The sequence below is a fragment of the Variovorax sp. GW822-FHT04E09 genome, assembly GCF_058800845.1.
In genome coordinates this window covers 68,879-87,973 of sequence record NZ_JBXAMR010000007.1, presented here as the reverse complement: position 1 = coordinate 87,973, position 19,095 = coordinate 68,879, and the positions used below count along the sequence as shown (strand labels likewise).

Genomic DNA, 19,095 nt, shown 5'->3' with positions numbered 1-19,095 from the left:
TGGCTTACGGCTTTTGCAGCGCCTTGGCCCGCGCCGCCGCATAGCGCTGCATGGTCTTCTCCCGCGCCTCGGCGTGGTCCACCACGGGCTTCGGGTAGTTCTCGCCCAGCCTGACGCCTGCCGCCTCCAGCTCGACCGGCGAGGCCATCCACGGCGCATGGATCGCCACGTTCGACAGCCCCGCGAGCTGCGGCAGGTAGCGGCGGATGAACTTGCCCTCGGGGTCGAAGCGTTCGCTCTGCGTCACCGGGTTGAAGATGCGGAAGTAGGGCTGGGCGTCGCAGCCGGTCGAACTGGCCCATTGCCAGCCGCCGTTGTTCGAGGCCAGCTCGAAGTCGTTCAGGTGCAGCGCGAAGTAGCGCTCGCCGCGCCGCCAGTCCAGCCCCAGGTCCTTGCACAGGAAGCTCGCCACCACCATGCGCAGCCGGTTGTGCATGTAGCCGCTCTGGCGGATCTGCAGCATCGCGGCATCGACCAGCGGGTAGCCGGTGCGGCCCTCGCACCAGGCGTCGAACAGCTGGTCGGCGTGCTTGCCGTGGTGCCAGGCGATCTTGTCGTACTCGGGGCGGAAGCTCTTCGATTCGCCGTTCGCGTGCACGTGCGGGAAGTGCGCCAGGATCTGGAAGTAGAAGTCGCGCCAGACCAGCTCGCTGAGCCAGGTCGCGGCGCCGGTGTTGCCCTGCAGCGCCAGCTGGTGCGCCACGCTGGCCAGTTGCCGGATCGACACCGTGCCGAAGCGCAGGTGCACGCCCATGTAGCTGGGCCCGCGCACGGCCGGGAAGTTGCGCGCCTCGTCGTAGCGGTCGATGCGCTCGAAAAAGTCTTCGAACAGCGCGCCCGCGCCGCGCGTGCCGGTGGGAATCTCCAGCGTCTGGAGGTTGGTGCTTTCAAAGCCGATCTCGCCCAGCGTGGGCACCGGCCCGTTCAGGGCCGGCGGTGGCGGGGCGAGCGCGTCGGCGTGGCTGCGCACGGGGTACGACTTCAGGAAGAACGAATCCACCTTCGCCAGCCAGGCCCGCTTGTACGGCGTGAACACCGTGTAGGGCAGGCCGGCCTTGGTCATGACCTCGTCGCGGTCGAAGACGGTGCTGTCCTTGAAGGTGTGGAAGCTGATGCCCGTATTGGCCAGCGCGCCGAGCACGCGGGCGTCGCGCGCCAGGGCGTCGGGTTCGTCGTCGCGGTTGGCGAACACCGCCTGCACGTCGAGCGTGTGGGCCAGCGCCGGAATCTCTTCGGCGGCCACCGCGTGCCGCACGATCAGCCCGCTGCCCAGGCCGCGCAGCTCGGCTTCGAGCTCCACCAGCGATTCGCGGATGAATTCGACCCGCCGGTCCGCCCGGGGCAGGGCGTCCAGGATTGCCCGGTCGAACACGAAAATGCACACCACCTGCCGGCAGGCCCGCAGCGCCCGGTACAGCGCTGCGTTGTCGTCCACCCGGAGGTCCCGGCGAAACCACATGAGCCCTTTGGGATAGGTCTTATCGACGGCCAGTAAAATCGGGGGCATATGGCTGCCGATTCTGCCCCGATGAACCTGACGCATCACTTTCTGATCGCGATGCCGGGGATGGAAGACAAAACTTTCAACCGCAGCGTCGTTTACCTCTGCGAACACAGCGAGCGCGGTGCGCTCGGGCTGGTGATCAACAAACCCAGCGACATCAACCTCAAGGTGCTGTTCGAGAAGATCGAGCTGCATCTGGCCCGCCCCGAACTGGGCGACGCGCCCGTTTTCCAGGGCGGCCCGGTGCAGACCGAGCGCGGCTTCGTGCTGCACGAGCCGGTGTTCACCCAGGCCGAGAAGCCCGAGGAATCGGTCTACGCCTCGACCATGACCATCCCCGGCGGGCTCGAAATGACCACCTCCAAGGACGTGCTGGAGGCCCTGGCCACCGGCGCCGGCCCGCGCAAGGTGCTGGTCTCGCTGGGCTATTCGGCCTGGGGCGAGGGCCAGCTGGAGTCCGAACTGGCCGAGAACAGCTGGCTCACCGTGCTGGCCGACCCGGCCGTGATCTTCGATACGCCGGTGGAAAAGCGGTACGACAAGGCGTTGATGCTGCTGGGGCTCGAAGCCTGGACCTTGTCTCCCGACGCGGGTCACGCATGAGCGACGTCATGTCCGACGCGCCTGCATCCGCCCCTGTTCCAGTCCCCGCCGCCGTTCCCGCGCATTTCCAGAGCTTCCTGGCCTTCGACTTCGGCGCCAAGCGCACCGGCGTGGCCAGCGGCAACCGGCTGCTGCGCACGGCGACCCCGCAGGCCACCATCAAGGCCGAGGGGGCCGATGCCCGTTTTGCCCAGGTCGAGGCGCGCATCAAGGAATGGCAGCCCGACGCCCTGGTGGTCGGCGTGCCCTACCACCCGGACGGCGCCCCGCACGAGAACACCCGCCGTGCGCAGAAGTTCGCGCGCCAGCTGCGCGGCCGTTTCAATCTCCAGGTGTTCGAGGTGGACGAGCGCTACAGCACCACCGAGGCCTTGTCGTCCGGCGCCCGCGATGCCGACGCCGCCTCCGCCTGCATCATCCTGGAACAGTTTTTGAGGAGTCTCCCGTGAGTTCAATCCCCGATGCCGAAGCGCTCTACACGACGCTGCTGTCCGGCGCGAAGGCGCTGATGCGCCCCGAGACGAAACTGGTGGGCATCACCTCCGGCGGCGCCTGGCTGGTCGAGCGCCTGCAAAAAGACCTGGGCCTGGCCGGTGCTCCCGGCGTGATCTCGTCGGCCATGCACCGCGACGACTTCGCGCGCCGCGGCCTCTCGGCCAGCGCGCAGACCGCGCTGCCCTTCGACGTGAACGGCGCCGACGTGCTGCTGCTCGACGACGTGCTCTACACCGGCCGCACGATCCGCGCGGTGCTCAACGAGCTGTTCGACTTCGGCCGCCCCGCCTGTGTGCGGCTCGCCGTGCTGGTCGATCGCGGTGGCCGCGAACTGCCCGTGGCCGCCGACTTCGCGGCAACGACGCTCAAGCTGCCCGACACCCAATTGCTCGCTCTCGCGCGCGCCGACGACGGCGCCTTCAGCCTCAAGGTGGAGGACAACAAGTAATGCTCTACAAGCGAAACCCGCAGCTCAACAAGAACGGCGAGCTGATCCACCTGCTGTCGATCGAGGGCCTGCCCAAGGACATCGTCACGCACATCCTCGACACGGCCGCCAACTTCACGAGCGTGAGCGACCGCGAGGTGAAGAAGGTGCCGCTCTTGCGCGGCAAGAGCGTGTTCAACCTGTTCTTCGAGAACAGCACGCGCACGCGCACCACCTTCGAGATCGCGGCCAAGCGCCTGTCGGCCGACGTCATCAACCTGGACATCGCGCGCTCCTCGGCCACCAAGGGCGAGTCGCTGCTGGACACCATCGCCAACCTGAGCGCCATGGCCGCCGACCTGTTCGTGGTGCGCCACAGCGAGTCGGGCGCGCCGTACCTGATCGCGCAGCACGTCGCGCCGCACGTGCACGTGGTGAACGCCGGCGACGGCCGCCACGCGCACCCGACGCAGGGGCTGCTCGACATGTACACGATCCGCCACTACAAGAAAGACTTCTCGAACCTCACGGTCGCGATCGTCGGCGACGTGCTGCACTCGCGCGTGGCGCGCTCCGACATCCACGCGCTCACCACGCTGGGCTGCGCCGAAGTGCGCGTGGTCGGCCCCAAGACGCTGGTGCCCGCCGACATGGCCGGCATGGGCGTGCGCGTGTGCCACACGCTCGAAGAAGGCATCAAGGACTGCGACGTCGTCATCATGCTGCGCCTGCAGAACGAGCGCATGAGCGGCGCGCTGCTGCCCTCGTCGCAGGAGTTCTTCAAGACCTTCGGCCTCACGCAGGAAAAGCTGCAGCTGGCCAAGCCCGACGCCATCGTGATGCACCCGGGCCCGATCAACCGCGGCGTGGAGATCGACTCCGCCGTGGTCGACGGCAAGCAGAGCGTGATCCTTCCGCAGGTCACCTTCGGCATCGCGGTCCGCATGGCCGTGATGAGCATCGTGGCAGGGAACGAAGCATGAACATCCTCATCACCAACGGCCGCGTGGTCGACCCCGCCTCGAGCACCGACAAACAAATCGACATCGCCATCGCCGACGGCAAGATCGCCGGCATCGGACGCGCACCGGCGGGCTTCAAGCCCGAGCGCACCCTCGACGCCACGGGCTGCATCGTCACCCCCGGCCTCGTCGACCTCGCCGCGCGCCTGCGCGAGCCCGGCTACGAGCACGAAGGCATGCTCGAAAGCGAAATGGCCGCGGCCATCGCGGGCGGCGTGACCAGCCTCGTGTGCCCGCCCGACACCGACCCCGTGCTCGACGAGCCCGGCCTGGTCGAGATGCTCAAGTTCCGCGCCGAAAAGCTGCAGTGCGCGCGCCTGTTCCCGCTCGGCGCGCTCACGCGCAACCTGGCCGGCGGCGTGCTCACCGAGATGGCCGAGCTCACCGAGGCCGGCTGCATCGGCTTCGGCCAGGCCGACGTGCCGCTGGCCGACACGCAGGTGCTGCAGCGCGCGCTGTCGTACGCCAGCACCTTCGGCTACACCGTGTGGCTGCGTCCGCAGGACCGCGACCTGGGCAAGGGCGTGGCCGCCAGCGGCGCGCTCGCCACGCGCCTGGGCCTGGGCGGCGTGCCGGTGGCGGCCGAGACCATCGCCATCTTCACCATCATCGAGCTCATGAAGAGCACCGGCGCGCGCGTGCACCTGTGCCGCATCTCCAGCGCTCGCGGCGTGGCGCTGGTGCGCGAGGCCAAGGCGCAGGGCCTGCCGATCACGTGCGACGTCAGCATCAACTCGCTGCACCTGGCCGACACCGACATCGGCTTCTTCGACAGCCGCGCGCGCCTGAACCCGCCGCTGCGCCAGCAGGGCGACCGCGACGCGCTCTCGGCCGCGCTGGCCGACGGCACCATCGACGCGCTGGTGTCCGACCACACGCCGGTCGAGGCCGACGCCAAGACCCTGCCTTTTGCCGAAGCCGAACCCGGCGCCACCGGCCTCGAACTGCTGCTGCCGCTCGCGCTGCAGTGGGGCGAGCGCAGCGGCGCGGGCCTGTCGCGCGCCATCGAGGTGGTCACCTCGGCGCCGGCGCGCCTGCTGAACGCGGCCGACGCGGCCAGCGGCATCGGCCGCATCGCCGAGGGCGGCGTGGCCGACCTGTGCATCGCCGATCCGTCGCTCGAATGGCAGGTGGTGCCCGAGGCGCTGCGCAGCCAGGGCAAGCACACGCCGTTCTCCAGCTACCCGATGCAAGGGCGCGCGCGCCACACGCTGGTGGCCGGTCGCGTCGTGCACGGCTGAGCGACAGCCGCCCGCCACACGGCACGCCGTCAAAAAAGAAGAAGAGGGCCCGCGTCCAGATGCTGCACTCGTTGAAGGCCGGCTGGCGCCTGCTGCATGCGGCCTCGCATGCGCTGTCGGGCTGGTGGACGATCCGCTTCACCTTCCCCCGCCTGCCGCAGGACGAGCGCAACGCGCGCGTGCAGGCCTGGTCGCAGCGCATGCTGCAGATCATGGGCGTCACGCTGCGCGTGCAGGGCGAGCCGCCTGCGCACGGGCCGGCGCTGCTCATCTGCAACCACCTCTCGTGGCTCGACATCACCGCCATCCATGCGGCGCGCCATGTGCGCTTCGTGTCGAAGTCGGACGTCAAGCAGTGGCCGGTGATCGGCACGCTCTCCACCGGCTCGGGCACGCTCTACATCGAGCGCGAACGCCGGCGCGACGCCATGCGCGTGGTGCACCACATGACCGAGGCGCTGCGCGGCGGCGACCTGATCGGCGTGTTCCCCGAAGGCACCACGAGCGACGGGCGCGGGCTGCTGCCGTTCCACGCCAACCTGCTGCAGGCTGCGATTTCCTCGGGCGCGCCGGTGATCCCGGCCGCGCTTCGCTTTGCCGATGCCGCCACCGGCGAAACCAGCCAGGCGCCGCGCTACATCGACGACGACAGCCTGCTGGCCTCGGTGTGGAACACGCTGCGCGCGCCGCCGCTCTTGGCCATCGTGCGCTTCGGCGAGCCGCAGCCTTCGTACAGCCGCGAACGCCGCAGCTGGGCGCATTCGCTGCATGAAGACGTGCAGCAGCTGCGCCGCGACACGTACTGACCGGATCGATCCGCAAAAAAAAGCGCCCCGGGAGGGGCGCTGTAACGACGCAAGAAGCGCCGTGAGGAGGAAGCGGGATCGTTCGTCGTGGCGCGTGGCCGGTCAGAGAATGCCGAACACCTTCAGCCCGATGATCACGATCAGCGGGACGCCGCAGAGCCAAAGGATGATGCTTTTCATGACCGGTCTCCGTGAGGTAGGTAGGCCTCTACGGTGGCCGCGTCTGCGGCCCGCGCGTGCGGGATAAGGCAAACCAAGCGCGTGAGCGCCTGCCTACACGGCACGGGCCGGCGGTTCAGCCCGCTTCGTCGGTGGGCACGAAGCCCAGGCGGCGCGAGATTTCCAGCGCGCAGGCCTTCAGCGGCACGGCCACGCGGCCGTTCCAGTCGCTGTCGAAGGTGGCCTCGGGGCCCATGGCCGTGATGCCCAGCACCAGGTTGTTGGTCGAGTCGAACACCGGCGCGCAGAAGGCGTCGATGCCCGGAATCGGCTGGCCCAGCGTGCGCGAGATGCCGTGCAACCGCGTCTCGACCAGGAGCGCCTCGATCTGCGACTTCGACAGCTCTTCGCTGGCGCCGCGCCCGTCGGCCGGGCGCGTGCGCGCCAGGTCTTCGAGCATCATTTTTTCCACCACCTTCGGCGGCAGGTAGGCCGCGAACAGCCGGCCCGTGGCCGTGTAGGCCAGCGACATCACGGTGCCGGTGCGCAGGTTCACGTGCAGCGGGTGGATCGGTTCTTCCAGCCGCACCACGGTCGGCCCGAAGTTGCCCCAGACCGCGACCGCGATGCTCTGTTCGGTCTCGGACGCGAGCGCCTCGATGAGCGGCGAGGCTTCCTTGATCGGGTCGAGCCGCTGCAGCTTGGCCAGGCCCAGCTGCAGGGCCAGCGGGCCCAGCTCGTAGCGGCCGGTGCCGTCCTGCACCACGAAGCCGACCTTCAGAAAACTCACCAGGTAGGGGTGCGCCTTGCCGACCGGCACGCCGGCGGCCTTGCCGAGATCGCGCAGCGCCATGGGCGCCACGTGCCGGCCGAGCGCGACCAGCAATTGCGTTCCGATTTCGACGGATTGAATGCCACGTCTTGGCTTTTCCATGGGGCGCCCGGCGTGGGGGTTGAGAGTGGGAGCGAGTATAGCCATCAGGGTTTCTACTGATATTGTCGTGTTCAATCGACGATGACTGATCATCTGATAGTAACTAAACGACTTGACCATATCAACATCGCTGCCTACACTCCGCCGCAACTTAAGTCGTACACACAACACGAGAGCGAACAGAGGCAGAGATGGAACAGAACACGTGGGAATGCGATGTCCTCGTCGTCGGCAGCGGCGCATCGGGCATGGCCACCGCCGTCACGGCGGCGTCGCAGGGTTTGAAGGTGCTGGTGGTCGAGAAAGAGCCGCGCTTCGGCGGCACCACCGCGCGCTCGGGCGGCTGGCTGTGGATTCCGGGCACGCGCCTGGCCACGGAGCAGGGCATCCATGAGCCGCCCGGTGCGGCGCTCGACTACATGAAGCACGAGACCACGACGCACTTCGATGCGGCGCGCGTCGGCGCCTTCCTCGACATGGGCCCCAAGGCCATCGACTTCTTCACGCGCAACACCTGCGTGCAGTTCGACATGCCGGCCGTCTTCCCCGACTACCACGCCGAAGCGCCCGGCGGCCAGCCCGGCGGCCGCTCGATGGTCACGCGCCCGTTCGACGGCCGCGAGCTCGGTGCGCGCATCAAGCACCTGGCACCGCCGCTGCCCGAGCTCACGGTGTTCGGGATGATGTTGGGCTCGGGCCCCGAGATCAAACACTTCATGCGGGCCTTCAAGTCGCCGACCTCGTTCTGGTACGTGACCAAGCGCCTGACCCGACACTTCCTGGACGTGGTGCGCCACGGTCGCGGCATGACGCTGACCAACGGCAACGCGCTGGCCGGCCGGCTGGCCAAGGCCGCGATGGACCTGGACATTCCCGTGTGGCTTTCGTCGCCCGTGAAGAAGCTCGTGGTCGAGTACGACGGCGTCTCGGGCGCCGTGGTGCAGCACGAAGGCAAGACGGTGCGCATCACCGCCAGGCGCGGTGTGGTGCTGGCCTGCGGCGGCTTCCCCTACGACGTGGAGCGCCGCAAGCAGCTGTTCCCGCACGCACCGACCGGCAAGGAGCACTACTCGCCGTCGCCTTCCACGAACACCGGCGACGGCCTGCGCCTGGCCGAAGCCGTGGGCGGCCGCGTCGACGGCACCATCCCGCACGCTGCGGCCTGGGTGCCGGCGTCGGTCACCACGCGGCCCGACGGCAGCAAGGGTGTCATGCCGCACTTCATCGACCGCGCCAAGCCCGGCGTGATCGCGGTCACGCCCAAGGGCAAGCGCTTCGCCAACGAAGGCAACTCGTACCACGACTTCGTGCAGGCGATGGTCAAGGCCTGCGAGGGCGAGCCCGAGGTCACGGCCTGGCTGCTGTGCGACCACAAGGCACTGCGCGACTACGGCCTGGGCTGCGTCGCGCCCGCGCCGCTGCCCATCGGCCGCCACCTGAAGACCGGCTATCTGAAGCGCGGCGCGAGCATCGGCGAACTGGCGAAGGAAATCGGCATCGCCCCCGCCGCGCTCGAAGCCACCGTGCAGGAGTTCAACCAGGGTGCGCGCACCGGCGACGACCCCGCCTTCGGCAAGGGCAGCAAGGCCTACAACCGCTACCAGGGCGACGCCAACGTCACGCCGAACCCCTGCGTCGCGCCGCTGGACAACGGGCCGTACTACGCGATCAAGCTGGTCATCGGCGACATCGGCACCTTCGCCGGCCTCGTCACCGACGAGAAGACGCGCGTGCTCGACGCCGACCGCCAGCCGATCAAGGGCCTGTACGCCGTCGGCAACGACGCGGCCAGCGTGATGGGCGGCAACTACCCCGGCGCGGGCATCACGCTCGGCCCGGCGCTCACCTTCGGCTATGTCGCGGGCCTGCAGGTCGCGCAGGCCGAGGTCGCCGTGCCCCTGCACGTCGAGCAGCGCGAAGCCGTGGCCGTGCCGCGCGGCGCCTGACCCCGTTCCGATAGTCAACCCAAGGAGCCGACCATGCCCTTTCCTCCTCACGTCGCACCGCGCCTGCTCGAAGGCCGTCTCGCGCTGATCACCGGCGCCGGCCAGGGCAACGGCCGCGCGCTCGCGCTCGGCCTGGCCCAGGCGGGCGCGCGCGTCGTCGTCACCGACATGAACGAAGCCACCGTGGCCGAGACCGCGCAACTGGTGCGCGCCGAAGGCGGCGAGGCCTGGTCGTTCGTGCTCGACGTCACCGCGCCCGAGGCCTGCCAGGCGCTGGCCGCGCGCGTGGCGCAAGAGGTCGGCAACGTCGACCTGCTGGTGAACAACGCCGGCATCATCATCCGCGAGACCACCAGCAGCCCGAACGCCGCGGCCAACTGGAAGAAGACCATCGACGTGAACGTGCACGGCACCTTCAACACCACGCTGGCCTTCATCCCCGTGCTCAAGCAGACGAAGGGCTCGATCATCAACATCGCCTCCATCGCCGCCTACGCGGGGCAGGCCGCGAGCCTGGGCTACTCGCCCTCGAAGGGCGCCATCAAGATGCTCACGCAGTCGCTGGCGCAGGAGCTCGCACCGGCCGGCGTGCGCGTGAACGCACTGGCACCCGGCGTGATCGAGACGCCCATGACCGCCGCCACGCGCGAGAACCCGCAGCGCCTCGAGTCGTTCATGACGCGCATCCCGCTGGGCCGCGTCGGCCAGACCGAAGACCTGGTGGGCCCGGTGATCTTCCTGGCCAGCGACATGTCGCGCTACGTCACCGGCATCACGCTGCCGGTGGACGGCGGCTTCCTCGCTGTCTGAGCCACGCCTCTTCCTTTTCGATTTCCCGTTCCCCGTCCGTCAACCCTTAGGAGACAAAGAATGAAAACGATCCGTCTGTACAAGACCCTGCTCGCGACCGCTGCCTTCGCTGCGTTCTCGGCAGGCGCGTATGCGCAAGACATCAAGCTCGGCTACAACGGCGACCTCTCGGCTTCGCCCTCGGCACAGAGCGGCCAGGCCGCGGTGCTGGGCATGGAAGCGGCCATTGCCGACCTGAACGCCGCCGGCGGCGCGCTCGGACGGAAGTTCACGCTGGTCACGCGCGACGACGTCTCGGCACCGCCGAAGTCGATCCAGAACATGAGCGACCTGGTCGACAACGAGAAGGTCGTCGCCGTGTTCGGCCCCACCAACTCGGGCAACGCGATGGCCTGGAAGCACATCGCCAACCAGAAGAAGATCCCCGTGCTGGGCAACGTGGGTTCGGGCACCGACATCACCAAGCCGATGAGCGCCGGCGCCGACAACTACATGTTCCGCGTCTCGATGGTCGACCGCGAACAGGTCGCCGCGCTCATGGCCTACGTGAAGCGCAACACGGCCGGCTCCAAGGTCGTGGGCCTCATGGCCGAGACCACCGGCTACGGCCAGGGCGGCCTGAAGGACATGGAAGAAATCGCCAAGCTGCAGGACATCAAGATCGCGGCCACCGAGCGCTTCGGCGTCGGCGACACCGACATGACCTCGCAGCTGAGCAAGATGAAGGCCGCCAACGTCGACACCGTCGTGGTGTGGGCGCAGGGCACGCCCATCGCGCAGTTGGTGCGCAGCATGGAGAAGATCAACTACTTCCCGCTGACGCTCACCTCGTGGGCGGCCGACAACATCACCTTCTACGACGCGGCCGGCAAGGCGCTGGCCGAGAAGCCGATCTTCATGCGCACCGTGAGCGAGACGCGCACGCCCGTGCAGCAGAAGCTGTTCGACCGCATCGGCAGCAAGCTGAAGGCACCGGGCTCGTTCTCGTTCGCGCTGCACGGCTACGACTCGGTGCTGCTGCTGGCCCAGGCCATGAAGCAGGCCAACAGCACCGACGGCGCGGCCGTGCGTGCCGCGCTCGAAGACCTGAAGGCGCCGGTGCAGGGCGTGCTCAAGACCTACGAGAAGCCCTTCAGCAAGACCAACCACGAAGCCCTCACGGCCAAGGACCTGGTCTGGATCCGCTGGAAGGACGGCAAGCTGCTGCCCTACAGCGACGCGCTGATCGGTGCGCTCAAGCCGGCCGACTTCAAGCAATAAACGTCTGAGACAAAAGGAACGGGGCACCGCCTCGTTCCGCAACGGAGATACACACCATGGTTGAAGCGCTCCTGCAGGCGCTCATCAGCGGGCTCGCCGTCGGCGGTGCCTATGCGCTGGTGGCGCTCGGATTCAGCATCACGTTCACGACGACCAAGACGCTGAACTTCTCGCACGGCGAGTTCGTCTCGGCCGGCGCGTTCATCGGCATGAGCGCGCTGTTCCTCGTGCTGGGCAAGCCGCTCAGTTCCACCACCTTCGGCGATGCCGTGCCCGGCGCGGGCGCGCAGCTGTTCGCGCTGGTCGCCGCGCTCGGCGTGATGGGCCTCCTGGGCTGGCTGCTCTACGTGCTCGGCGTGCGCCCGTTCGCGGGCCGCCCCGGCATGGCCTGGGTCATGAGCACGCTGGGTTTCGGCGTCATCCTGCAGAGCGTGGGCCTGGCCATCTGGGGCCCGAAGCCCGTGGTGGTGCCCGCGCCCGCGGGCGACACCGTGATCCGCATGTTCGGCGTGGGCGTGCGCCCGCAGGAACTGCTCACGCTGGGCGTGGCCGTGGTCGTGATGATCGGCTTCGACCGCGTGATGAACCGCACCATGATCGGCAAGGCCATGCGCGCCGTGGCGCAGAACGGCAACGTGGCGAGCCTCATGGGCATCAACACCAACGCCATGATGATCGGCGCCTTCGTCGTCAGCTCGGCGCTGGCGGGGCTGTCGGGCTTTCTGCTCGCGCCCATCGCGCAGGCCTCGCTGTTCATGGGGCTGACCGTGGGGCTCAAGGGCTTCTCGGGCGCCATGATCGGCGGCCTGAGCAACCCGCGCGGCTGCGTCATCGGCGGCTTCCTGCTGGGCGTGCTCGAGTCGATGGTGAACCTCTGGCAGGCGCAGTGGCGCGAGGTCGCGGTGTTCGCGCTCGTGATCCTGGTGCTGGCCTTCCGGCCCACGGGCCTGTTCGGCCGCTCGACGGTGGAGAAGGTATGAAGCGCCTCGCCCATCCCGCCGCCGTGGTGCTGGTGGCGGCCGTGCTGTGCGGCCTCGTCTCGCTGTCCGGCAACGACTACTACCTGCGCATCGCCTTCATGATGTGCGTCTACTACCTGTGCGCCGCCGGCATGAACGTGCTGGTCGGCTATGCAGGACAGAAATCGCTGGGCCAGGCCGGCCTGTTCGCGGCCGGCGCCTACGCGGTCGCGCTCATCACCTCGCGCACCGAGCTGAGCCCGTGGCTCGCGCTGGTGATCGCGGCTGTCGTCTCCGGCGTGTGCGGCGTGCTCATCGCGCTGCCTTCGCTGCGCGTGAAGGGCCCCTACCTCGCGATGGTCACGCTGGCCTTCGGCATCGTGGTCGAGAAGCTCGTGGGCGAATGGACCGACGTGTTCGGCGGCGCGCAGGGCATCTACGGCATCCGCCCGCTGACCTGGAACGGCCAGCCGCTGAGCAGCGTGCAATGGGTGATCCTGGGCATCGTGCTCAGCGCCGCGCTGCACCTGCTGCTGCGCAACCTGCTGCAGGGCCGCTTCGGCCGTGCGCTGCTGTCGCTGCAGGCGGACGAGATCGCCTCGTCGTCGGTGGGCGTGCGCGTGTACCGCGCCAAGGTCATGGCCTTCGTGGTCGCGGCCGTCACCTGCGGCATCGCGGGCGCGCTCGTGGCGCAGCAGAACCAGTACATCAACTCCGACTTCATCACCTTCCACCTGTCGATCTTCATCCTGCTCTTGGTGCTGTTCGGCGGCGCGGGCTCGATGTACGGCCCCATCGTGGGCGCGGTGCTGCTCACGGCGACCGACGCGCTGCTCGCGCGCTGGCCCTCGGCGCAGCACTTCCTGTACGGCTTCCTGCTGCTGTTCGCGCTGTACGTGATGCCGGGCGGCGTGGTGGGCCTGTTCAACAAGTGGTTCCTGAAGTCGCGCCACCGCGGCGAAGGGGCGGCCGGCAACGGCGTGCCGGGCCAGATCGGTCCCGGCGGCGAAGGCGAGCTGCTGGTGGTGCAGGGCGTGACCAAGTCGTATGGCGGCGTGAAGCCGGCGCAGGACGTGTCGTTCCGCCTGCAGCGCGGCCACATCCATGCGCTCATCGGCCCGAACGGCGCCGGCAAGAGCACCATGATCAACATGCTCACCGGCGTGGTCGAACCCGACGCGGGCGTGATCCGCTTCCTGGGCCGCAACATCGTGGGCCAGCCGGCGCACACCATCTGCTGCCTGGGCATGGGCCGCACCTTCCAGAACCTGCGCCTGTTCGCCGACCTCTCGGTGCTCGACAACGTGATGCTCGGGCGGCACAGCCGCATGAGCAACGGCTTCCTGTCGTCGCTCGTGGCCTGGCCCACGGCCGGCAAGCAGGAGCGCGCCACGCGCGACCGCGCGCTGCAGTTGCTCGATCTCGTGGGCCTGGGTCACCTGGCGCACTGGCCCGCCGGCAGCCTGCCCTACGGCCTGCAGCGCCGCGTGGAACTGGCGCGTGCGCTGGCCACCGAGCCGCAGCTTCTGCTGCTCGACGAGCCCGCCGCCGGCCTCAACCCGCAGGAGACCGCCGAGCTCGGCGAACTGCTGGTGCGCATCGGAAAGTGCGGCGTGTCCATCCTGATGGTGGAGCACCACATGGACCTGGTGATGTCGATTTCCGACCACGTGATCGTGCTCGACTACGGCGTGAAGATCGCCGAAGGCAAGCCCGCCGAGGTGCAGTCGAACCCGCGCGTGGTCGAGGCCTACCTGGGCGTGGACGACGAAGAAGACATGGCCGCCGTGCCCGCCTGAGCCAGAGGACCGAAACCATCATGTTGAAAATCGAATCGGTGAAGGTCTCGTACGGCGCCATCGAGGCCGTCAAGGGCGTGAGCCTGGAAGTGCGCGCGGGCGAGGTCGTCACCATCATCGGCGCCAACGGCGCCGGCAAGAGCACGCTGCTCAAGAGCATCGTCGGGCTGGAGCCCGTGGCCGAAGGCCGCGTGCTCATCGACGGCAAGGACTGCACGCACGTGCCCGCGCACCAGCGCGTGGGCCTGGGCGTGGCGCTGTCGCCCGAGGGGCGCGGCGTGTTCCCCGACCAGACCGTGCGCGAGAACCTGATGCTGGGCGCCTACTCGCGCCGCAACGACAAGGCCTTCGTGGAGCGCGCCATCGAACGCGAGTTCGCACGCTTTCCGCGCTTGAAGGAACGCGCGCATCAACTGTCCGGCACGCTGTCGGGCGGCGAGCAGCAGATGCTCGCGATTGCGCGCGCGCTCATGAGCGAGCCGCGCCTGCTGCTGCTCGACGAGCCCTCGCTGGGCCTGGCGCCGCTCATCATCAAGGACATCTTCGACGCCATCCGCCAGCTGCGCAGCTCGGGTCTCACGATCCTGCTGGTGGAACAGATGGCCAAGCAGGCGCTGGGCGTGGCCGACCGCGCCTACGTGCTCGAAACCGGCTGCATCACGCTCGAAGGCTCCGGCCGCGAGCTGCTCGACAACCCCAAGGTGAAGTCCGCCTATCTCGGCACGCACTGACTTTTCCTCTCACTTCAAAGGACCACTCATGACCACCAAGAAATTCGCCAGCCAGGCCGACCTCGAAGAAAAGAAGGTCTCGTTCACCCGCCTCTCGGAGAACGCCTACGCCTACACCGCCGAGGGCGACCCCAACACCGGCGTCTTCATCGGCGACGAGGCCGTGATGGTGGTCGACACCCAGGCCACGCCCGCGATGGCGCAGGACGTGATCCGTCGCATCCGCGAAGTCACGCCGCTGCCCATCAAGTACGTGCTGCTGAGCCACTACCACGCGGTGCGCGTGCTGGGCGCGTCGGCGTACTTCAAGGAAGGCGCCGAGCAGATCATTGCCAGCCGCGACACCTACGACCTGATCGTCGAGCGCGGCGAGCAGGACAAGGCCAGCGAGATCGGCCGCTTCCCGCGCCTGTTCCGCAACGTCGAGTCGGTGCCTGCTGGCCTCACCTGGCCCACCATGACCTTCGACGGCACCATGAGCGTGTGGCTGGGCAAGAAGCTCGAGGTGAAGATCGCGCAGGTCGGCCGCGGTCACACCAAGGGCGACACCATCGCCTACCTCGAAGACCAGAAGATCTGCTTCGCCGGCGACCTCGTCGAGTACCAGAGCACCGCCTACGCGGGCGACTGCTACTTCCGCGACTGGCCCACCACGCTGGACCGCCTGGCCGGCTTCGGCTTCGAGAAGCTGGTGCCCGGCCGCGGTGCCGCACTGGAAAACGCCGCCGACGTGCGCAAGGCCATCGCCTCCACGCGCGCCTTCATCTCCGACGTCTACACGCTGGTGAACAACGGCGTGGCCGAGGGCAAGTCGCTCAACGTGATCTACAAGGAAACCGTGGCCGCGCTGCGCCCGACCTACGGCCACTGGGTGATCTTCGACCACTGCATGCCCTTCGACGTGACGCGTGCCTACGACGAAGCCACCGGCCATGTGCACCCGCGCATCTGGACCGCGGAGCGCGACATCGAAATGTGGAACGCCCTCGAGAGCTGAGGTGAACCAACCCGCGCCTTCGCACGGCGCCACGCCCGCGTCCGTGCAGGGCTGGATGCTGCTCGCGATGCTGGTGTGGGGCGTGAACGTCTCGGCCGTGAAGGCGCTCACCGGCTCCTTCGAGACGCTGCCGCTGGCGGCATTGCGCATGGGCGTGGCGTGCATCGCGCTCAGCGCCATCGTGCTGTGGCGGCGCGGCGGCGTGCCCCGGCTCACGGCGCGGCAGCTCGCGGTGATGGCGGGCTGCGCCTTTCTCATGGTCTACGGCAACCAGATCCTGTTCGCGCAGGGGCTGCTGCGCTCCACCGCCACCAACGGCGCACTCATCATGGCGCTGAGCCCGCTGGTGTCGGCGCTGATGGCCGCGCTGGTCTTCGGCGAACGCTTCACGGCGCGCCGCATGGTGGGCGTGGCGCTGGGCTTCGCGGGCGTGGCGGCGGTGGTGCTGAGCCACCCGGGCGCGGGGCTGTCGAGCGCCGGCGTCGGCGACCTGATGCTCGCGCTGTCGGTGGTGAGCTTCGCGGTCGGCGGCGTGGGCGTGCAGCGGCTGGCGCGGCAGATCGATCCGCTGTCGATCAGCTGGGTCATCTACCTCATCGGCACGTTCATGCTCGTGGTGCACACGCTGCTCGGGCCGTCGCGGCTCGGTGCGGCGCAGCTCTTTCCCGGCCTGTGGCCGTGGGCGCTGGTGCTGTTCTCGGGCATCGCGGCCACCGCCGCGGGCAACCTCATCTGGAACCGTGCGATCTCCGTCATCGGCGTGGCGCGCACGGCCGTCTTTCTCTACTGGGTGCCGGTGTTCGGCGTGCTGTTCGCGGCGCTGCTGCTGGGCGAGGTGCTCACGTGGTGGCACCTGTTCGGCTTTGCCGCGGTGATGAGCGGCACCTGGCTCGGCACGCGGCCCGTGGCTGCGCCGGCCCCTTGATTTCTTCACATGCCTGATTCATCTCTTCCCCTGCTGTTCCAGCCTTTGCAGCTGCGCGAGCTCACGCTCGCCAACCGCATCGTCATCTCGCCCATGTGCCAGCACGCCGCCGAGCGCGGCCATGCCACGCCGTGGCACCTGGTGCACCTGGGCAAGTTCGCGCTCGGCGGCGCGGGCCTGATCCTCACCGAGAGCACCGCCGTCGATCCGCGCGGACGCATCGGCACCGCCGACCTCGGCCTGTGGAACGACAGCCAGATCGCGCCATTGAAGGCCGTGGTCGATTTCGTCCACGCGCAAGGCAGCGCCATCGGCGTGCAGCTCGCGCATGCGGGCCGCAAGGCCGGCAGCGAGCCGCTGTGGGAGGGCGGGGCGGCCATCGACCCGGCGCGCATGGCGGCCGACGACGAACCCTGGGAGCGCCTGGGCCCCAGCGCGCTCGCGGCCGGCCCCGGCTGGTCGGCGCCGCGCGCGCTCGATGCGCAGGACATGGCCAAGGTCGTGCAGCGTTTCGTCGATGCCACCGTGCGCGCCGACCAGGCCGGCTTCGACGTGGTCGAGCTGCACTTCGGCCACGGCTACCTGGTGGCGAGCTTCCTGTCGCCCAATGCCAACCACCGCGACGACGCGCTCGGCGGCAGCCGCGAGAACCGCATGTCGCTCGCACTCGAAATCGCGCAGCGCGTGCGCGCCGCATGGCCCGCCGGCAAGCCGCTGTTCTGCCGCCTCTCGGCCGTGGACGGCACGCTCGACGGCTGGAGCCTCGACGACTCGGTGGTGCTCGCGCGCGAGCTGAAGCGCTGCGGCGTCGACGTGATCGATTGCTCGTCCGGCGGCCTCACCGAAGAGACGCGCGCACTGCCCGTGCCGCGCGGCTTGGGCTTCCAGGTGCCGTTCTCTGAACGCATCCGGCGCGAGGCCGACGTCGTCACGCAAGCCGTCGGAATGATCGTCGACGCGCAACAGGCCGAGGCCGTGCTCGCCGCCGGGCAGGCCGACCTCGTCGCGCTCGGCCGCGAAGCCCTGTTCGACCCTTACTGGCCGCATCACGCGGCCGCCGCGCTCGGCGCCGACCCGCAGTACCAGCGCTGGCCCGTGCGCCACGGCGTGTGGCTCGCCAAACGTGCGCCCGGCCTGGCGCGTGCGCGCGCCGAAGCGCAGAACGCGCAACCCCACAAGGAGACCGACCGATGACCGAACCCACGACGACGACCCTGCGCATGGGCCTGATCCGCAAGCAGCCCGGCTGGACCGACGAGGCCTTCAGCCGCCACTGGCGCGAACGCCACGGCCCGCTCGTCGCGCGGCTGCCCACGCTGCGCGCCTACCGCCAGAACCGCGTGACCGACCGCCTGCAGCGCGGCATCGACTTCGCGCGCGGACCGTGGGACTTCGACGGCTTCTCGCAGCTGCAGTTCGATGCGGCGGCACAGGCCGATGCGGCCTTCAACACGGGTGAGCAGGCTGCAGAGATCCGCGCCGACGAGCGCCACTTCCTGGGCGGGCTGCACATCGTGACGGTCGAGCAGACCGAGGTCATCGCGCCACCGTCGCCCGCATCGTCGGCGGGGCCGGCGATGCTCAAGCGCATCTCGACCCTGCGCCGCCCGGTCGCGCAGTCGGAAGAAGACTTCCGCCGCGAATGGAAGGTGCACGCCGACCACGTGCGCCGCATGCCCGGCGTGGCCGGCTACCGCCAGAACGTGGTGGTCGCGCGCGAGTTCGAGAAGGGCACGCCCTGCGGCTACGCCGAGCTGCCGATCGACGGCATCGTGGAACTGTGGTTCGAGAACACCGACACGCTGAACGCCGCGTTCGCCTCGCCCGAAGGCCAGCGCACCATGGCGCACGCCAAGACCTTCCTGGCGGAGATCACGGCCTTTGTGGTGGAGGAGTTTCGGGTGGTGTGAAGGCCGACGCGAGCCCGTAGTGCACCGAGGTGCTCAGGGCCGGGATCACCGGGTGGTGCGAGACAGGATGCGATGCACGCGCGGGCACTGTGCCGATGGGCGCGATCTCGCGGGGTCGCGGCACCGGCGCAGCCTCCGCTTCGTCGCTGCGCCCGGGCGGCTCGGGCAGGAACACCCCGCGCCGCAATGACCAGATGCAGGCGCCGAGGCGCAGCAGCTTCTCGACCTTCACGTCATGCGCCGGATCGTCCGGAGACTCCTGCGCGATCAGCTCGCCCAGCTGCGTGAGTGCATCGGCGGGCGTCATGCCGCGCCCGATCCGTGCCACTTCCACCATGGCCGCCAAGGCCTCGGTCTTGTTCATCGCTTGCCCCCTGTTGCTTGTCTCTTGCTACGAAGGACAGCATGCCGTTACGCGGTGCATCCAAAAGTAGTCCGGCGCGCCGTCGGGTCGTCGATTGAAATCGCGTCCGTGCGCGAGGCGGGGCGTACGCGACGTGCCGCTGCCTTAGCATCGTGCGGCACCACAACAAGACCAGGGGAGCGCCGCACCATGTCATCCAGAGC

19 protein-coding genes are annotated in these 19,095 nt (G+C 68.9%); 16 read left to right on the top strand and 3 right to left on the bottom strand.

Annotated elements, in window-relative coordinates:
- Window positions 1-4: 4 nt before the first annotated feature.
- Entirely contained in the window at window positions 5-1,507 is a 1,503-nt protein-coding gene (locus tag AC1RL8_RS25030; RefSeq protein WP_492686539.1) for a cryptochrome/photolyase family protein, read from the bottom strand.
- Between AC1RL8_RS25030 and AC1RL8_RS25025 the strand changes: the two genes are divergently transcribed.
- Genes AC1RL8_RS25025 through AC1RL8_RS25000 form a run of 6 tightly spaced genes read left to right on the top strand, consistent with a single transcriptional unit; the run spans window position 1,508 to window position 6,098 of the window.
- Window positions 1,508-2,107 carry a YqgE/AlgH family protein gene (locus AC1RL8_RS25025; RefSeq protein ID WP_095948042.1) on the top strand — a complete coding sequence of 200 codons (600 nt, stop codon included), beginning with the start codon at window positions 1,508-1,510 and terminating at the stop codon, window positions 2,105-2,107.
- Window positions 2,104-2,556 carry a Holliday junction resolvase RuvX gene (gene ruvX / locus AC1RL8_RS25020; RefSeq protein WP_070062755.1) on the top strand — a complete coding sequence of 151 codons (453 nt, stop codon included), beginning with the start codon at window positions 2,104-2,106 and terminating at the stop codon, window positions 2,554-2,556. Before AC1RL8_RS25025 ends, ruvX begins: the two co-directional genes overlap by 4 nt.
- The gene (pyrR, locus tag AC1RL8_RS25015) at window positions 2,553-3,050 is read left to right on the top strand and encodes a bifunctional pyr operon transcriptional regulator/uracil phosphoribosyltransferase PyrR (protein WP_492686540.1); all 498 of its coding nucleotides are present in this window, start codon (window positions 2,553-2,555) and stop codon (window positions 3,048-3,050) included. The genes ruvX and pyrR overlap by 4 nt, the downstream gene beginning before the upstream one ends.
- Complete coding sequence (locus AC1RL8_RS25010) at window positions 3,050-4,012, top strand: aspartate carbamoyltransferase catalytic subunit (RefSeq protein ID WP_056577783.1); 963 nt, start codon at window positions 3,050-3,052, stop codon at window positions 4,010-4,012. The genes pyrR and AC1RL8_RS25010 overlap by 1 nt, the downstream gene beginning before the upstream one ends.
- Window positions 4,009-5,292, top strand: coding sequence for a dihydroorotase (locus AC1RL8_RS25005; RefSeq protein ID WP_492686541.1), 1,284 nt, complete (start codon window positions 4,009-4,011; stop codon window positions 5,290-5,292). Before AC1RL8_RS25010 ends, AC1RL8_RS25005 begins: the two co-directional genes overlap by 4 nt.
- A gap of 59 nt (window positions 5,293-5,351) precedes the next feature.
- A complete protein-coding gene (locus AC1RL8_RS25000) occupies window positions 5,352-6,098 on the top strand; it encodes a lysophospholipid acyltransferase family protein (RefSeq protein WP_492686542.1) in 747 nt (248 codons plus the stop codon).
- Between the two features lie 295 nt (window positions 6,099-6,393).
- Here AC1RL8_RS25000 and AC1RL8_RS24995 read toward each other — a convergent pair whose 3' ends face one another.
- Window positions 6,394-7,191: an IclR family transcriptional regulator gene (locus AC1RL8_RS24995; protein WP_070062752.1), complete on the bottom strand. Its 798-nt coding sequence runs from the start codon at window positions 7,189-7,191 to the stop codon at window positions 6,394-6,396.
- Window positions 7,192-7,382: 191 nt separating this feature from the next.
- Here AC1RL8_RS24995 and AC1RL8_RS24990 point away from each other — a divergent pair, with 191 nt between their 5' ends.
- Genes AC1RL8_RS24990 through AC1RL8_RS24945 form a run of 10 tightly spaced genes read left to right on the top strand, consistent with a single transcriptional unit; the run spans window position 7,383 to window position 18,528 of the window.
- Window positions 7,383-9,137, top strand: coding sequence for an FAD-dependent oxidoreductase (locus tag AC1RL8_RS24990; RefSeq protein WP_492686543.1), 1,755 nt, complete (start codon window positions 7,383-7,385; stop codon window positions 9,135-9,137).
- 33 nt (window positions 9,138-9,170) lie between these two features.
- A complete protein-coding gene (locus AC1RL8_RS24985; RefSeq protein ID WP_095746777.1) occupies window positions 9,171-9,947 on the top strand; it encodes an SDR family NAD(P)-dependent oxidoreductase in 777 nt (258 codons plus the stop codon).
- Between the two features lie 60 nt (window positions 9,948-10,007).
- A complete protein-coding gene (locus AC1RL8_RS24980) occupies window positions 10,008-11,207 on the top strand; it encodes an ABC transporter substrate-binding protein (RefSeq protein WP_492686544.1) in 1,200 nt (399 codons plus the stop codon).
- A 56-nt stretch (window positions 11,208-11,263) separates the two neighbouring features.
- Complete coding sequence (locus AC1RL8_RS24975) at window positions 11,264-12,187, top strand: branched-chain amino acid ABC transporter permease (RefSeq protein ID WP_492686545.1); 924 nt, start codon at window positions 11,264-11,266, stop codon at window positions 12,185-12,187.
- Entirely contained in the window at window positions 12,184-13,965 is a 1,782-nt protein-coding gene (locus tag AC1RL8_RS24970; protein ID WP_099792889.1) for a branched-chain amino acid ABC transporter ATP-binding protein/permease, read from the top strand. Before AC1RL8_RS24975 ends, AC1RL8_RS24970 begins: the two co-directional genes overlap by 4 nt.
- Before the next feature lie 20 nt (window positions 13,966-13,985).
- On the top strand, window positions 13,986-14,696 hold the full coding sequence (locus tag AC1RL8_RS24965; RefSeq protein WP_095746774.1) for an ABC transporter ATP-binding protein: 711 nt from the start codon (window positions 13,986-13,988) through the stop codon (window positions 14,694-14,696).
- Between the two features lie 28 nt (window positions 14,697-14,724).
- Complete coding sequence (locus AC1RL8_RS24960) at window positions 14,725-15,693, top strand: MBL fold metallo-hydrolase (RefSeq protein WP_341887071.1); 969 nt, start codon at window positions 14,725-14,727, stop codon at window positions 15,691-15,693.
- A gap of 1 nt (window position 15,694) precedes the next feature.
- Entirely contained in the window at window positions 15,695-16,618 is a 924-nt protein-coding gene (locus AC1RL8_RS24955) for a DMT family transporter (protein ID WP_492686546.1), read from the top strand.
- Window positions 16,619-16,627: 9 nt separating this feature from the next.
- Window positions 16,628-17,812 (top strand): NADH:flavin oxidoreductase/NADH oxidase, encoded by a 1,185-nt coding sequence (locus AC1RL8_RS24950; RefSeq protein ID WP_492686547.1) that lies wholly within the window; start codon window positions 16,628-16,630, stop codon window positions 17,810-17,812.
- Window positions 17,809-18,528, top strand: coding sequence for an EthD domain-containing protein (locus AC1RL8_RS24945; RefSeq protein ID WP_492686548.1), 720 nt, complete (start codon window positions 17,809-17,811; stop codon window positions 18,526-18,528). The genes AC1RL8_RS24950 and AC1RL8_RS24945 overlap by 4 nt, the downstream gene beginning before the upstream one ends.
- Here AC1RL8_RS24945 and AC1RL8_RS24940 read toward each other — a convergent pair.
- A complete protein-coding gene (locus AC1RL8_RS24940) occupies window positions 18,491-18,892 on the bottom strand; it encodes a hypothetical protein (RefSeq protein WP_206167807.1) in 402 nt (133 codons plus the stop codon). The genes AC1RL8_RS24945 and AC1RL8_RS24940 overlap by 38 nt on opposite strands.
- Window positions 18,893-19,095: the final 203 nt, after the last annotated feature.

What these genes read in the sequence shown, in the direction of transcription:
- AC1RL8_RS24990 (WP_492686543.1), top strand. Translation starts at nt 7,383, where the DNA reads ATGGAACAGAACACGTGGGAATGCGATGTCCTCGTCGTCGGCAGCGGC.
- AC1RL8_RS24985 (WP_095746777.1), top strand. Translation starts at nt 9,171, where the DNA reads ATGCCCTTTCCTCCTCACGTCGCACCGCGCCTGCTCGAAGGCCGTCTC.
- AC1RL8_RS24980 (WP_492686544.1), top strand. Translation starts at nt 10,008, where the DNA reads ATGAAAACGATCCGTCTGTACAAGACCCTGCTCGCGACCGCTGCCTTC.
- AC1RL8_RS24995 (WP_070062752.1), bottom strand. Translation starts at nt 7,191, where the DNA reads ATGGAAAAGCCAAGACGTGGCATTCAATCCGTCGAAATCGGAACGCAA.
- AC1RL8_RS24945 (WP_492686548.1), top strand. Translation starts at nt 17,809, where the DNA reads ATGACCGAACCCACGACGACGACCCTGCGCATGGGCCTGATCCGCAAG.
- AC1RL8_RS25005 (WP_492686541.1), top strand. Translation starts at nt 4,009, where the DNA reads ATGAACATCCTCATCACCAACGGCCGCGTGGTCGACCCCGCCTCGAGC.
- AC1RL8_RS25000 (WP_492686542.1), top strand. Translation starts at nt 5,352, where the DNA reads ATGCTGCACTCGTTGAAGGCCGGCTGGCGCCTGCTGCATGCGGCCTCG.
- AC1RL8_RS25025 (WP_095948042.1), top strand. Translation starts at nt 1,508, where the DNA reads ATGGCTGCCGATTCTGCCCCGATGAACCTGACGCATCACTTTCTGATC.
- AC1RL8_RS24975 (WP_492686545.1), top strand. Translation starts at nt 11,264, where the DNA reads ATGGTTGAAGCGCTCCTGCAGGCGCTCATCAGCGGGCTCGCCGTCGGC.
- AC1RL8_RS25010 (WP_056577783.1), top strand. Translation starts at nt 3,050, where the DNA reads ATGCTCTACAAGCGAAACCCGCAGCTCAACAAGAACGGCGAGCTGATC.
- AC1RL8_RS24960 (WP_341887071.1), top strand. Translation starts at nt 14,725, where the DNA reads ATGACCACCAAGAAATTCGCCAGCCAGGCCGACCTCGAAGAAAAGAAG.
- AC1RL8_RS24950 (WP_492686547.1), top strand. Translation starts at nt 16,628, where the DNA reads ATGCCTGATTCATCTCTTCCCCTGCTGTTCCAGCCTTTGCAGCTGCGC.
- AC1RL8_RS24970 (WP_099792889.1), top strand. Translation starts at nt 12,184, where the DNA reads ATGAAGCGCCTCGCCCATCCCGCCGCCGTGGTGCTGGTGGCGGCCGTG.
- AC1RL8_RS25030 (WP_492686539.1), bottom strand. Translation starts at nt 1,507, where the DNA reads ATGCCCCCGATTTTACTGGCCGTCGATAAGACCTATCCCAAAGGGCTC.
- ruvX (WP_070062755.1), top strand. Translation starts at nt 2,104, where the DNA reads ATGAGCGACGTCATGTCCGACGCGCCTGCATCCGCCCCTGTTCCAGTC.
- AC1RL8_RS24940 (WP_206167807.1), bottom strand. Translation starts at nt 18,892, where the DNA reads ATGAACAAGACCGAGGCCTTGGCGGCCATGGTGGAAGTGGCACGGATC.
- AC1RL8_RS24965 (WP_095746774.1), top strand. Translation starts at nt 13,986, where the DNA reads ATGTTGAAAATCGAATCGGTGAAGGTCTCGTACGGCGCCATCGAGGCC.